At 57.8% G+C, this 13,232-nt stretch carries 13 protein-coding genes and 1 riboswitch; all 13 genes read left to right on the forward strand.

The genetic code is table 11. From position 1 onward, the window contains the following. The first annotated feature begins 219 nt into the window (after positions 1-219). The 13 genes from OKC44_RS05770 to flgL all read left to right on the forward strand — a co-directional run bounded on the left by OKC44_RS05770 (position 220) and on the right by flgL (position 12,774). Positions 220-1,131 carry a chemotaxis protein CheV gene (locus OKC44_RS05770; protein ID WP_011706646.1) on the forward strand — a complete coding sequence of 304 codons (912 nt, stop codon included), beginning with the start codon at positions 220-222 and terminating at the stop codon, positions 1,129-1,131. 18 nt (positions 1,132-1,149) lie between these two features. Then, complete coding sequence (locus OKC44_RS05775) at positions 1,150-1,974, forward strand: CheR family methyltransferase (protein ID WP_011706645.1); 825 nt, start codon at positions 1,150-1,152, stop codon at positions 1,972-1,974. Positions 1,975-2,037: 63 nt separating this feature from the next. Beyond that, the gene (gene flgB, locus OKC44_RS05780; protein WP_011706644.1) at positions 2,038-2,436 is read left to right on the forward strand and encodes a flagellar basal body rod protein FlgB; all 399 of its coding nucleotides are present in this window, start codon (positions 2,038-2,040) and stop codon (positions 2,434-2,436) included. Further along, a complete protein-coding gene (gene flgC, locus OKC44_RS05785) occupies positions 2,436-2,855 on the forward strand; it encodes a flagellar basal body rod protein FlgC (RefSeq protein WP_011706643.1) in 420 nt (139 codons plus the stop codon). The genes flgB and flgC overlap by 1 nt, the downstream gene beginning before the upstream one ends. A 15-nt stretch (positions 2,856-2,870) precedes the next feature. Further along, entirely contained in the window at positions 2,871-3,599 is a 729-nt protein-coding gene (locus tag OKC44_RS05790; protein WP_011706642.1) for a flagellar hook assembly protein FlgD, read from the forward strand. 10 nt (positions 3,600-3,609) lie between these two features. Beyond that, the gene (gene flgE / locus OKC44_RS05795) at positions 3,610-4,944 is read left to right on the forward strand and encodes a flagellar hook protein FlgE (protein WP_146061381.1); all 1,335 of its coding nucleotides are present in this window, start codon (positions 3,610-3,612) and stop codon (positions 4,942-4,944) included. A gap of 135 nt (positions 4,945-5,079) precedes the next feature. Further along, on the forward strand, positions 5,080-5,826 hold the full coding sequence (flgF, locus tag OKC44_RS05800; RefSeq protein WP_011706640.1) for a flagellar basal-body rod protein FlgF: 747 nt from the start codon (positions 5,080-5,082) through the stop codon (positions 5,824-5,826). A 14-nt stretch (positions 5,827-5,840) separates the two neighbouring features. Beyond that, positions 5,841-6,629 (forward strand): flagellar basal-body rod protein FlgG, encoded by a 789-nt coding sequence (flgG, locus tag OKC44_RS05805; protein WP_011706639.1) that lies wholly within the window; start codon positions 5,841-5,843, stop codon positions 6,627-6,629. 14 nt (positions 6,630-6,643) lie between these two features. Beyond that, positions 6,644-7,315 carry a flagellar basal body L-ring protein FlgH gene (gene flgH, locus OKC44_RS05810; protein WP_236766854.1) on the forward strand — a complete coding sequence of 224 codons (672 nt, stop codon included), beginning with the start codon at positions 6,644-6,646 and terminating at the stop codon, positions 7,313-7,315. Between the two features lie 8 nt (positions 7,316-7,323). Continuing rightward, positions 7,324-8,421, forward strand: coding sequence for a flagellar basal body P-ring protein FlgI (locus tag OKC44_RS05815; protein ID WP_011706637.1), 1,098 nt, complete (start codon positions 7,324-7,326; stop codon positions 8,419-8,421). Positions 8,422-8,465: 44 nt separating this feature from the next. Then, a complete protein-coding gene (gene flgJ, locus OKC44_RS05820) occupies positions 8,466-9,557 on the forward strand; it encodes a flagellar assembly peptidoglycan hydrolase FlgJ (RefSeq protein WP_236766640.1) in 1,092 nt (363 codons plus the stop codon). Between the two features lie 3 nt (positions 9,558-9,560). After that, the gene (locus OKC44_RS05825) at positions 9,561-11,561 is read left to right on the forward strand and encodes a FlgK family flagellar hook-associated protein (RefSeq protein WP_236766641.1); all 2,001 of its coding nucleotides are present in this window, start codon (positions 9,561-9,563) and stop codon (positions 11,559-11,561) included. Between the two features lie 4 nt (positions 11,562-11,565). After that, the gene (flgL, locus tag OKC44_RS05830; protein WP_102988367.1) at positions 11,566-12,774 is read left to right on the forward strand and encodes a flagellar hook-associated protein FlgL; all 1,209 of its coding nucleotides are present in this window, start codon (positions 11,566-11,568) and stop codon (positions 12,772-12,774) included. A gap of 214 nt (positions 12,775-12,988) precedes the next feature. Beyond that, a riboswitch (M-box (ykoK) riboswitch) is annotated at positions 12,989-13,158 on the forward strand. The last annotated feature ends 74 nt before the right edge of the window (positions 13,159-13,232 follow it).

Genomic DNA, 13,232 nt, shown 5'->3' on the forward strand with positions numbered 1-13,232 from the left:
ACTGGTCACCTCGGATGCCGTGGCGTGAGAAATGCCGCAAAACAGCAGTAAGGTGAGGAAAAGTCTACTAATCATTTTCGCTCGCTGGCCGATAAGTTGTTCACGTATATCACCATATTTAACTATGCTTGCTTCAGAATTCGTTCGCAGTGACATCGATAGTCTGACGCAAGCCAACACGCATGCATGATTAATGCCAAGCGTTTTTAGGGAGTGTTTATGGCCAGTATCCTGGACTCGGTCAACCAACGTACCCAGCTAGTTGGGCAAAACCGGCTGGAGTTATTGTTGTTTCGTCTTAACGGACGTCAAAGATTTGGCATCAACGTATTCAAGGTACGTGAAGTGTTGCAGTGTCCTCCCTTGACTGTCATGCCCAAGCTGAACTCCTGCATTCGCGGGGTGGCCCATATTCGCGGCCAAACCATCTCGGTGATCGACCTCAGCATGGCGATGGGCAAGCGTCCGATCGAAGATCTGACCAAGTGCTTCATCATCATTTCCGAATACAACCGCTCCATTCAGGGCTTCCTGGTGCACTCGGTCGAGCGCATCATCAACATGAACTGGGAATCCATCCTACCGCCGCCGAAAGGGGCGGGGCGCATCAACTACATGACGGCAGTGACCGAGGTCGACGGTGAGTTGGTCGAAATCCTGGACGTGGAACGCATTCTCAACGAAATCTCGCCGGTATCGACCGAGGTCAGCAAAGAGCTGGTGGAAGCCAGCGTGGAGCATCCGACCCTGGGACGTCCGGTGTTGGTGGCTGATGACTCCTCCGTTGCTCGCAAGCAGGTTCAGCGTGCGCTCGAAGCCATCGGCGTGCAGTGCGTATTGGCCAAGGATGGGCGTGAAGCGCTCAACATGTTGCTGGAGATGTCCAAAAACGGTCCCATCAAGGATCAGATCGCCTTGGTGATTTCGGACATCGAGATGCCGGAAATGGATGGTTATACTTTTACCGCCGAGATCCGCAACAATCCCAATCTCAAGGACTTACATGTTATTCTGCACACATCCCTCAGTGGGGTGTTCAATCAGGCCATGGTGCAGAAAGTTGGTGCGAACAATTTCATTGCCAAATTCCAGCCGGATGAATTGGCCAAGGCCGTACAAGGCGCACTCTAATCAAGAAGAACAAACTGCATGAAGACACTTTCGGACGACTTATACAAACAATTCAGCAATTTTCTGGCGGTACAGAGCGGAATCGTGCTGGGTGACAACAAACAGTATCTGGTCAAGAGTCGGCTTTCACCCTTGATGACTCAGTTTGGTATTGAGAGTCTGTCTGATCTGGTTACTCGAGCGATGAGTGTGCGTGAGCGTGACCTGAAAATGGCAGTGGTTGATGCCATGACTACCAACGAAACCTTGTGGTTTCGCGATACTTACCCCTTCCAGCTGCTGACGGACAAGATATTTCCCGAGCTCGGCAAGAGTGGCAGACCGATCAAGATCTGGTCTGCTGCCTCCTCTTCTGGGCAGGAGCCGTATTCTATTGCCATGACGGCCCTGGAACAGCAGGTAAAAAAACCAGGCACCTTGCCAGGTGGGGTACAGATCGTCGGGACTGATATTTCCAGCACCATGCTCAATCAGTGCAAGGAAGGGGTGTACGACAGTCTGGCGCTGGCTCGCGGTCTGTCGCCCGAGCGCAAGAAGCTGTTCTTCGAACCTTACGGCGACAACAAGATGCGGGTGGTGGAGCGTGTCAGAAAATTGACCACCTTCCGGCCATTGAACCTGCTGGAAAGTTACAGCCTGCTTGGCAAGTTCGACATCATCTTCTGTCGCAACGTGCTCATCTATTTTGCACCGGAAGTGAAGTCGAAGATCCTCAACCAGTTTGCTGCCAGCCTCAATCCCGGCGGCTATCTGATGCTGGGGGCTTCTGAGTCGCTGGCCGGGTTGACCGACAGGTTCGAGATGATCCGGTGCAACCCCGGCATCGTCTACAAGGTTAAATGATCCCCGCCTAAATCCCTCTTTGGCACACCTCTTGCTAACAATTTATCAAGCAGGAGGTGTGCTATGGCAATTTCATTCGACAAGGCATTTGGTATTCATCAATACACGCTGAGCGTTCGCTCCAAGCGTGCAGAGGTGTTGTCCAGCAACATTGCCAACGCGGACACGCCGGGCTTCAAGGCTCGGGATATCAACTTCTCGCAAGCATTGGAAGAGGCCCAGCAACAACAGGGCTTTGGCCTTGCCACGACCAGTGAGAAGCATTTCGCCCTGCAGATGGATGCGCCAGGCGTTACGCAATATCGCAATCCCCTGCAGCCCGATACCGGTGATGGCAACACGGTCGACGTGCAGCAGGAGCGCAGCGAGTTTTTGCGCAACAGCCTTGAATACCAGACCTCCCTTGAATTTATGAACAGCAAGATCAGCGGCCTGCTGAAGGCCTTGAAAGGAGAACAGTGATGAGTTTGTTCAAGGTCTTTGACATTGCAGGCTCGGCCATGAGTGCACAGTCTGTTCGCCTCAATACGGTAGCCAGCAACATGGCCAACGCCGACAGCGTCAGCTCCAGCGTGGAAAAAACTTACCATGCCAGGCGGCCAATTTTTGCCGCCCAGCTGGATCAGGCCATGTCGGACAAGCAGGCGTCGGCCGGGGTTGAAGTTAAGGGGATTGTCGAGAGCGAGGCACCTTTGCTCAAGGAGTACAACCCTAATCACCCCATGGCGGATAAAGACGGCTTCATCTTCAAACCCAACGTCAACATGGTGGAAGAGATGGCGGACATGATCAACGCCTCGCGCAGCTATCAAACCAATGTGCAGGTTGCAGACTCTGCCAAGAAGATGCTGCAGCAGACGCTCAACCTCGGCAAGTCCTGACAGGGGGACGCATAGATGGCAGATACAACCAGTGGCGTGAACGGCATCGGCCGTACGACCACCCAGACCACGGGCACGACGTCGACGCCCAAGAAGGAGCTGGATCAGGAGTCGTTCCTGAAGCTGCTGACCATGCAGCTCTCCTATCAGGATCCGTTCAAGCCGGTGGACAACGCCCAGATGCTTTCCCAGATGACCTCCATGTCGACGTCACAGGGGATCAGCAGCCTCTCCAACCAGATTGGCAGCCTCAATAGCCTGATGACTTCCAGTCAGGCGCTGCAAGCCTCGGCGCTGGTGGGACAAAACGTCTTGCTGCAGAGCAATGTGGGTTACCTGGAAAAAGACGGCTCTTTGCCGGGTGTGGTCGCCGTGGGTACAGAAAACAAGTATTCGAACGTCAAGATCACCATCGAAGACGAGAGCGGGCAGGTCATCAAGGAGTTTCCGCTGGAAGGTGACCAGAAGGGCAACGTCGAAATCGTCTGGGATGGCAAGGACAAAGACGGCAACCCGGCCAAAGAGGGCAAATACACCCTCAAGGCAAACGGTACTGTGGACGGGAAGTCGGAGAGTGTCCCGATCTTTGCCTATGGCAAGGTCGACAGCGTGATCCTGGGTACGGCAAGCAATCCGACTCAGCTCAATTTGAAAGGCCTCGGTACAACAAGCCTGAACAGTATCTTGCAGATTGCAGGTACGGTGAAAACACCATCAACCCCCACGCCAACAGCATCGATCTAAGGAGCTGGATATGTCATTTAACAATGCCTTGAGCGGTGTCAACGCGGCACAAAAAGATCTGAACGTTACCGCCAACAACATTGCCAACGTCAATACCACGGGCTTTAAAGAGTCTCGTGCCGAGTTTGCGGATGTATACGCCAACTCCATCTTCGTCAATGCCAAGACCCAGGTCGGCAACGGTGTGGCAACGGGTGCGGTGGCACAGCAGTTTCACCAGGGGGCACTGCAGTTCACCAACAACGCCCTTGATTTGTCCATTCAGGGCAACGGCTTTTTCGTGACGTCGGACGGTCTGACCAACCTGGATCGTACTTTTACCCGGGCCGGCGCCTTCAAGCTGAATGAAAACAGCTATATGGTCAACAACCAGGGCAACTATCTGCAAGGTTATGAAATCAACACGGATGGGACGCCCAAGGCGGTCAGCATCAACGCCACCAAACCGATTCAAATACCGGATCGAGCGGGTGAGCCCAAAATGACCGAGTTGGTGGAAGCCAGTTTCAACCTGAGTATCGAGTCGAAAACCAAACCAACGTCACCGGCTGCGTTTGATCCGACCAACTCGGCTACCTTTGCCCACTCAACCTCGGTGACGATATATGATTCGCTTGGTGCCCCCCATGTGATCACCAAATATTTTGTCCGCCATGAGGATCCGGCTGCCCCGGGAACACCGCTGACACCGGGTACCTGGAGCATGTACATGTATGAAGGGAACAAGCCCATCGATATCGCCGGTGGTTCACCCAGCCCGGCTGCAGGTATCCCCACTGGCGTGAAGATGACGTTTACCTCCGGCGGTAAACTGGATCCCACGCTGACTGTCCCATTAGATCCGATCAAAACCGTCGCCCTTGGCACGACGGCCGGGATCATCAACAACGGTGCCGATCCCACCCAGACATTGGAGATCCGTCTCGGTGATGTCACTCAATACAGCTCGCCTTTCAACGTCACCAAACTGACCCAGGATGGTGCCACCGTTGGTAATCTGACCAAGGTCGAGATTACGCCGGACGGTATTGTGTCGGCGACCTACAGCAATGCGACGACATTGAAGGTTGCCATGGTGGCACTTGCCAAATTCGCCAACTCGCAAGGATTGACCCAGGTCGGTGATACCTCCTGGCGCCAGTCTCTGCTGTCTGGCGATGCGCTGCCCGGCACCCCCAACTCGGGCACCTTGGGTAGCATCAAGTCCTCTGCGCTGGAGCAATCCAACGTGGATTTGACCTCCCAGCTGGTCAACCTCATCACCGCGCAGCGCAACTTCCAGGCCAACTCCCGTTCGCTGGAAGTGAACAGCTCCCTGCAGCAGACCATACTGCAGATCCGCTAATCATCCTCTTGTTAACAAAGGGCGCTTCGGCGCCCTTTTTCATGGGTATTTGCCGCCTTGGCGACCCGAGGTAATGGGGATTGGCATTCAAATTGCAGTTCCTCTGTCAGAGTCATCAGTTTGACGGAGGATCCCATGGATCACCTGCTATACATCGCCATGTCGGGCGCCAAGGAGAGCATGAACAGCCTGGCTGTTCGAAGCAACAACCTGGCCAACGCCAATACCACCGGCTTCAAGTCCGACTTCGAGCAGGCGCGCAGCATGCAGGCGTTTGGCGAGGGGCTGCCCACCCGGGTGTTCGCCATGGCGGAGCGGCCAGGCCAGAACCTGCAGCATGGCATGCTGATGACCACGGGTCGGGATCTTGACGTTGCCGTCGACGGCCAGGGCTGGATTGCGGTGCAGGATCCCAAGGGCGGCGAAGCCTATACCCGCATGGGCAATCTGCAGCTGAGCGCGACCGGCAACCTGCAAACCTCCACCGGGTTGAACGTGGTGGATGACGGCGGTCAGCCCATCGTGCTGCCGCTGCCGATGGAGAAAATTGAAATCAACCGGGACGGCACCATCAGTGGCCGTCCGGAAGGGGCTGCCGCCAACCTGCCGGAGAATTTCCAGCGCATCAAGCTGGTCAATCCGGCGGTGGATGCGGTGGAGAAGGGGCAGGACGGCCTGTTCCGTCGCAAGGATGGCCAGAATGAAGCGGCATCGGCCACTGTCGGCCTTATCGCCGGTTCCCTCGAGGGGAGCAACGTCAACGTGGTCGATGAAATGACCAACCTTATTCGGTTGCAACGTCAGTTTGAAACCCAGGTCAAAATAATGAAGACCGCGGAAGAGAATGACGAGGCTCAAACCCAGCTGCTGCGTATCAGCTAACCAAGGAGTTTTACATGAACCCTGCACTCTGGATCAGCAAGACCGGCTTGGATGCACAGCAGACCAACATTTCGGTTACCTCGAACAACCTGGCGAACGCCAGCACCGTGGGTTACAAAAAATCCCGGGCCATCTTCGAGGATCTGCTCTATCAAAACATCAACCAGCCCGGTGGCCGTTCATCGGCCGACACCGAGCGCCCTTCCGGCCTGATGCTGGGGGCCGGTGCCAAGGTGGTGGCCACCCAGAAGAACCACAGCCAGGGCAACGTGCAAACCACGGACAACTCGCTGGATCTGATGATAAGCGGCCGCGGCTACTTCGAGATCCAGCTGCCCGATGGCAGCGCGGCCTATACCCGCAACGGCCAGTTCACCCTCAACAGTGAAGGGACCATCGTCACACCGGGCAACGGTTACCCGTTGCAGCCGGAGATCCAGATCCCGGAGAACGCCCAGAGCGTGACGATTGGCGAGGATGGTCAGGTGTCGGTGCAGCTCAAAGGGGATGGCGCCTCCCAGGTGGTGGGCCAAATCAATACCACTGATTTCGTCAACGCCTCGGGCCTGCAGCCCATGGGCGAGAACATGTTCGTCGAGACCCAGTCCAGCGGTGCGCCGGTGCAGGGTGTCGCCGGGACGGACGGACTGGGGGTGATCAAGCAGGGCATGCTGGAGACCTCCAACGTCAACGTGACCGAAGAGCTGGTGAACCTGATCCAGGCCCAGCGGGTGTACGAGATGAATTCCAAGGTTCTCTCGGCGGTGGATGGCATGATGTCCTTCCTGATCCAGCGCACATAAGTAGGAGGCGCATGATGAAAGCGATATGGATGCTGGGACTGCTGGCGTTGGGGGGCTGCAGCAGCACGCCCAATACCGCCAAGCCCGATGATCCCGAGTTTGCCCCCGTTTACGGGGAGTCGGAGCCGGTCTCGGTCAGACCGACCGGTGCCATCTTCCAGCCCGATCAGGTCAACGGCATCTATTCGGACATCAAGGCGCACAAGGTGGGCGACATCATCACCATAGAGCTGGCTGAGTCCACTTCCGCCTCCAAGAAGGCCAATACCCAGAGTGGCAAGGATAACAAATTCACCATGAATCCGGCTGTGTTGGGCGGTGTGCCGGTGACGGCCGGTCCCTACGATCTGTCGGCTTCCATCAGCCAGAACGGCGCCTTCAAGGGGCAGGCCAAGGCGGATCAGAGCAACAGCCTGCAGGGCAACATCTCCGTCAGCGTGGCCAAGGTTCTGCCCAACGGCAACCTGCTGGTGCGCGGCGAGAAGTGGATCATGCTCAACAACGGCAACGAATATATCCGGATCACCGGCATGATCCGCCCCGAGGATGTGACCACCGACAACAGCGTCTCATCCCAGAAGGTGGCCAATGCGCGCATCCATTACGGTGGCACCGGTGATCTGGCCAATACCCAGGAACAGGGGTGGCTCACCAGCTTTTTCAATGGCCCCTGGTGGCCGCTCTAGGAGGTGTTATGAAGTCGCTCCGTCTTGTTGCCCTGTTCTGCTGCCTGTTGCCCCTGGGGATGGCCCATGCCTCCCGGATCAAGGACATCAGCTCGGTGGAAGGGGTACGTAGCAACCAGCTGATCGGCTACGGTCTGGTGGTCGGTCTGCCGGGCACGGGTGAGAAGAGCAACGCCTTCACCGAGCAGACCTTTCGCACCATGCTGAACAATTTCGGCATCAAGGTGCCGGACAACATCAAGCCGAAGATCAAAGACGTGGCACCGGTGGCCATTCATGCGGATCTGCCGCCGTTTGCCAAGCCGGGCCAGACCATAGACGTCACCGTGTCGGCCATCGGCGAGGCCAAGAGCCTGCGTGGCGGCACCCTGCTGCAAAGCTTCCTCAAGGGGCTGGATGGCCGGGTCTATGCGGTGGCGCAGGGCAGTCTGGTGGTTGGCGGGCTGGGGGCCGAGGGGGCCGACGGCTCCAAGGTGGTGATCAATACCCCGACCGTGGGCCGCATTGCCAATGGGGCCACTGTGGAGCGGGAAGTCCCGAACTCCTTCAGCCAGGGGGATACCATCACCTTCAACCTGAACCGCCCCGACTTCACCACGGCGCGCCGACTGGCGGACGTGGTCAACGATCTGGTTGGCCCCAATACGGCGCAGGCGCTCGATGCCACCTCGGTCAAGGTTTACGCACCGCGGGACCCAGGCCAGCGCGTTTCCTACCTCGCCACCATCGAGAACCTGGAGGTGGACCCGGCCAGCGAGGCAGCCAAGATCATCGTCAACTCCCGTACCGGCACCATCGTCATCGGCAGCCAGGTGCGGCTCAAACCGGCGGCCATCAGCCATGGCGGCTTGACGGTCACCATCGCGGAAAATCAGCAGGTGTCCCAGCCCAATCCGCTCTCGGGCGGGCAGACGGCGGTCACCAACAACTCCACTATCAACGTGCAGCAGGAGCAGGGGCGCATGTTCAAGCTGGATACCGGGGCTACCCTGGATGATCTGGTGCGGGCGGTGAATCAGGTCGGGGTGGCCCCCGGCGATCTGATGGCGATCCTGGAGGCGCTGCAACAGGCCGGTGCCATCGAAGGCCAGCTGGTCATACTGTAATAAAGCGGCAAGGGGTTGCCACGGGCGGCAATGAGGTAAGCAAAATGGCAGAGTTAGATACCAACAGCGGCGTGAATCTGGGCATGGTGCAGGATATCCAGAACCTGGATCGCCTGCGCCAGCTAAGCCAGAGCAAGGAGGGCAAGGCGGATGCGCTCATGGCGGCGTCTCGCCAGTTTGAGTCCATTTTTACCCAGACCCTATTTCAAAGTATGCGCCAGGCCAACCAGGTATTGACCCAGGACAGCCCCTTCAACAGCAGCTACACCCAGTTCTATGAGGGGATGCTGGACGAACAGCGGGTCGCCGACATGTCGAGCAAGGGTGGCATTGGCCTGGCTGCCATGGTGGCCAAGCAGCTCTCGCCGGAGACCTTTACCCACCACGATGGGCGGGTGCTCAAGATGCCGCAGCGTACCGAGCGGGTCTATAAACCCTATCAAGCGCCCACCTCTGCCACCAACGATCTCATCTCAGCTTCAAAAGTTGGCAAAGATTTTGCTGACAAGGAGATGAGTGGCGATGTGCAGCCTTTGGCAACGGCTCATCGCAGTCGCCGCACCATACCGCCGATGGGGCCTGCGCAAGTGGGGCACGGCATTCGCGGCGCCAAGGCGCTCGATGAAACGACACAGGTGTTTGACACCCCTGAAGAGTTTGTCAACCGGCTGATGCCGCTGGCCAAGAAGGCGGCCGACAAGCTGGGATTGAGCCCGGCAGTACTGGTGGCCCAGGCGGCGCTGGAAAGTGGCTGGGGCAAGCGGGTGATCAAGAACGGGGAGGGGCAGGTGACCCACAACCTGTTCGGCATCAAGGCCGATCCGCGCTGGGAAGGGCCCAAGACGGTGGTCAGCACCCTGGAATACGAGAAAGGAGTGGCATCGCGCCAGAAGGCGGCGTTTCGCTCCTACGAGTCGTTCGAGGAGAGCTTCAACGACTATGTCGATTTCCTGACCTCGGGTTCCCGCTACAAGGGAGCCCTGGCCAAGGTGGACAGTCCGGACCGTTATTTCGAAGCCTTGCAACAGGCTGGATATGCCACCGACCCGCACTACGCCAGGAAACTGAAACAGGTATTGCGCAGTGATGCCATTGCCGGCTACTCCGCGACCAACAATACAGAAATGGAGCTGTAAGTCATGGCAAGCGATCTGCTTGGAATTGGTACCTCGGGTGTGATGGCCCAGCAGCGACTGCTGCAGACCACCAGTAACAACATCGTCAACGTCAATAGCCAGGGCTATGTGCGTGAACGGACCCTGATCTATACCAATGCCAACGGACTCGGTACCGGCGACATGCTGACCGAGCGGGTCATCAACGCCTATGCCCAGGGGGAGGTCAGGCGCGACACGTCCGCCTTCTATGCCTCCTCCACACGTTATCAGCAGCTCGCCAACACCGACAGCCTGCTGGGAGACACCAGCAACAGCGTCGGCGCCGCCATCAGCTCCTATTTCGAGGGCTTCCATACCGCCAACGAAGCCCCTGCCGACATCTCCGGCCGCAAGACCACCCTGAGCCAACTCAGTGGCATGGTAAACCGCTTTCACACCCTGTCGGCCCAGTTGGACAAGCAGACCGACACCATCAACACCACCATCGGTGATGAGGCCAAGCGGGTGAACAGCCTGATCAACAGCATCAACGATCTGAATCAGGCCATCATTCGCACCCAGGGCACGCCGGAAGAGAACCTGATGCTGTTCGACCAGCGCGACGAGGCCATTCGCCAGCTTTCCGAGAAGATGGAGATCCGCACCGTGCCGCAGGACAACGGCAGCATGCTGGTCAACATGAGCACCGGCCACTCCCTGGTACTCAACGGCAGCGTTGCCCAGTTCAGCGTGGTGCCGGGCAATCCCGATGCCCGTGAGCCCGAGTTGCAGCTGAACATGGACCCCAACAAGATCACCCTGAACAACAAGGATATTGGTGGCGGTCTCGGCGGTCTCTTCTCCGCCCGCAACGATCTGGAACCGTCCAAGCGCGAACTGGGTCAATTGGCGGCCGCCATGGCCGATGCCATGAACCAGCAAAACCGGTTGGGGATGGATCTGGACAACGAGCTGGGGGGGGATCTCTTCTCCCTCGGCTCGAGCGATGGTCTGGCCTACAGCCAGAACACCGGCAGCGGCGCCGCCAAGGTGAGCTTCGTGCCCGGCAAGGGCACGGAAGTGACCACCTTCGACTACGAAGTGCAGTTCAGCAGCGCTACCGGTTACGAGGTGTTCTCGGTGGACAAGGATGGCAACCGCACTTCGCTGACCACAGGTACTACGCCGCCAGCCACTGTGCAGGTGGCGGGTCACGGCATCCAGATCGATCTCTCCGGCACCCCGGCGGCGGGGGATAAGATCCTGCTGCAACCGACCAAGCGGGCGGCAGCCGGCCTGGGTCAGCTGGCAACCCGGGCCGAAGATCTGGCGCTGGCATCGCCGCTCAAGGCCGACAAAGGCAAGAACAACTTCGGTGCGGGCGAGATCAAGCTCAATGGCATCACCAATACCGGTGCCGGCTCCGGCTTTGGCACCAACAGCCTGAATCCGGCCTCACCCCAGGTAGTGAAGATAGACGGCAGCGGCAACTACGAGGTCTATGCGGCGGACGGTACCACGCTGATTGGGGTAGCCCCCGCTTCCAGCAAGGGGCAGAACCTGATGGCCGCCCTCGAGAGTCCGCTGGGCGGGCCCAAGGTCTACGCCACCCCGGCCCAGACTCCGGGTTATGAGTTCAGCATCACTGGCCAGGTAAAGGCCAAGGACAGCTTTACCCTCAGCTACAACACCGACGGTTTTGCCGACAACGCCAACGGGCTGGCACTGGCGGATCTGCAGAACAAGGATCTGGTGCGCAAGAGCAGTAACGCTGGCACCAGCAACGACAAGATGACCTTCAACGAGGCTTACTCCAGCCTGGTGACCGGGGTGGGCAATACCACCAGCCAGGCCAAGAGCCAGCTCAAGGCCGACGAAACGAAATTGATCCAGAGCAAGGGCATTTTCGAGAGTGTCTCCGGCGTCAGTCTGGAAGAGGAGGCGGCCAACCTGATCCGTTATCAGCAGTCCTATGCCGCCTCCGCCCAGATTGTCAGCACCGCCAAGACCATTTTCGATACCCTGTTGTCATCAGTGAGGTAAATCGATGCGTATCACCACCAACATGGTCTATGACCGCAACCTCTCCTCGCTGAACGGCGCCAACGAACGGCTGAGCACGGCTTATGAGCAGCTGATGACCGGCAACAAGTTCAAGACGGCGGGGGAAGACCCCTCCGGCATGAGCCAGAAGCTGGCGCTGACCAAGGAGATCGATCTCTTCAAGCAGTACGGGGTCAACGGCAGCCTGCTGGAAAACAGCCTGGGCCACGAGGAGACGGTGCTGACCGCCCTCAACACCGCCATGACCAGTGCCCAGACCCTGATCCAGAAGTCAAATAATTCAGCTATGGATTTAGAAGAACGCAAGGCTATCGCCAGCGAACTGGAGGGGCTGCAAAAGCAGATGTTCGACCTGATGAACAGCAAGAACTCCCAGGGCGAATATATTTTCGGCGGCAACCAGAGCAAGACCCAGCCCTTCATAAAGGATGCCAGCGGCAATTATGTCTTTCAGGGGGATACCGGCCAGCGCAACATTCAGGTGTCGCCGACGGTGCAGATCCCTGCCAACGATTCCGGCTTCAATCTGTTCGAGATAGTGCCGACCCGCAGAACCAGCAGCGCGGGGAGCGCCAATATTCAGGTCGGGGTGGCCGATCAGGGCAACTTCGACAGCTTCTATCGCAACAACTATGATTCCTCACTCGCCAGCAACCAGTATACGGTGAACACCATCGCCGGTACGCCGGATACCTATGAGATCAGGGATGGCGGCGGTGCCTTGCTGCAAAGCGGTGACTATGTGGCGGGCAACAAGATCCCCTTCAACGGGCTGGAGCTGACCCTGTCGCTGCCGGCGGGGGGCGCGGCGCAAAACTTCGTGCTGGATCCACCCCAGAACAACAACATCCTCGATGGCATGTCCGATTTCATCACGGCGCTGCGGGATCCCAACATCACGCCGGATACCTTCCAGCTGAAGGTGGCGGACGCCACCGCCCACATGAAGAATGCCCGCCAGAACATGGATCAGGGGTTAGGGGGAGTTGGCAGTCGGTTGAATAGCCTGGAGCAGGTGATGGGCTCAAACGAAGGGCTGAGCACCTTGAACCAGCAGGCGAGGGCCAAGGTCTCCGAAACGGATCTCTATGAGGTGATTGCCACCCTGTCAAAAGAGGATGCGGCACTGAGCGCCACCCAGCTCTCCTTCAGCAAGATCAGCAAGCTAACCCTGTTCGACTACATTCGTTGATCGGTCACCCATCGCTCGCGGCGCTGATGGCTGCGAGCGATGGTTACCCGCTTGGCCCCTGTTCTCCCCGCTCGTTTATCCTCATTCAACTCCCCATGCCGGCCAATTGTAACAAGCTGTTGCCACGGGCTATTTAGCGCATTGCGACGGGTTGACTCCTATTGAGCATTCGATAATCATGCAGCCCGCACAACAGAGGGTTGTGCGCATATTTGCAGCATCTCGTTAGGCGAGGCTCCTGTATAAACACAGGCCACTGATCTCACGACGTCCAGAGACGCCCAAGATCAGGACAGTTTTCATCGGATTAAGGTGTAAACCCAAGTGGCTTCCGGCATGCCGGATACGTTATGCAGTGCTAAAGCTGGTACGTGGGGATGATGACACGCCGGACGGCGTCATTTCCTGCCTATTACTCGTCAATCAAATTGCTGTTTTCTTTCAGACGGCGACGGATC

The sequence above is a fragment of the Aeromonas sp. S41-2 genome, assembly GCF_027705845.1.
Classification (GTDB): Bacteria; Pseudomonadota; Gammaproteobacteria; order Enterobacterales; family Aeromonadaceae; genus Aeromonas; species Aeromonas hydrophila.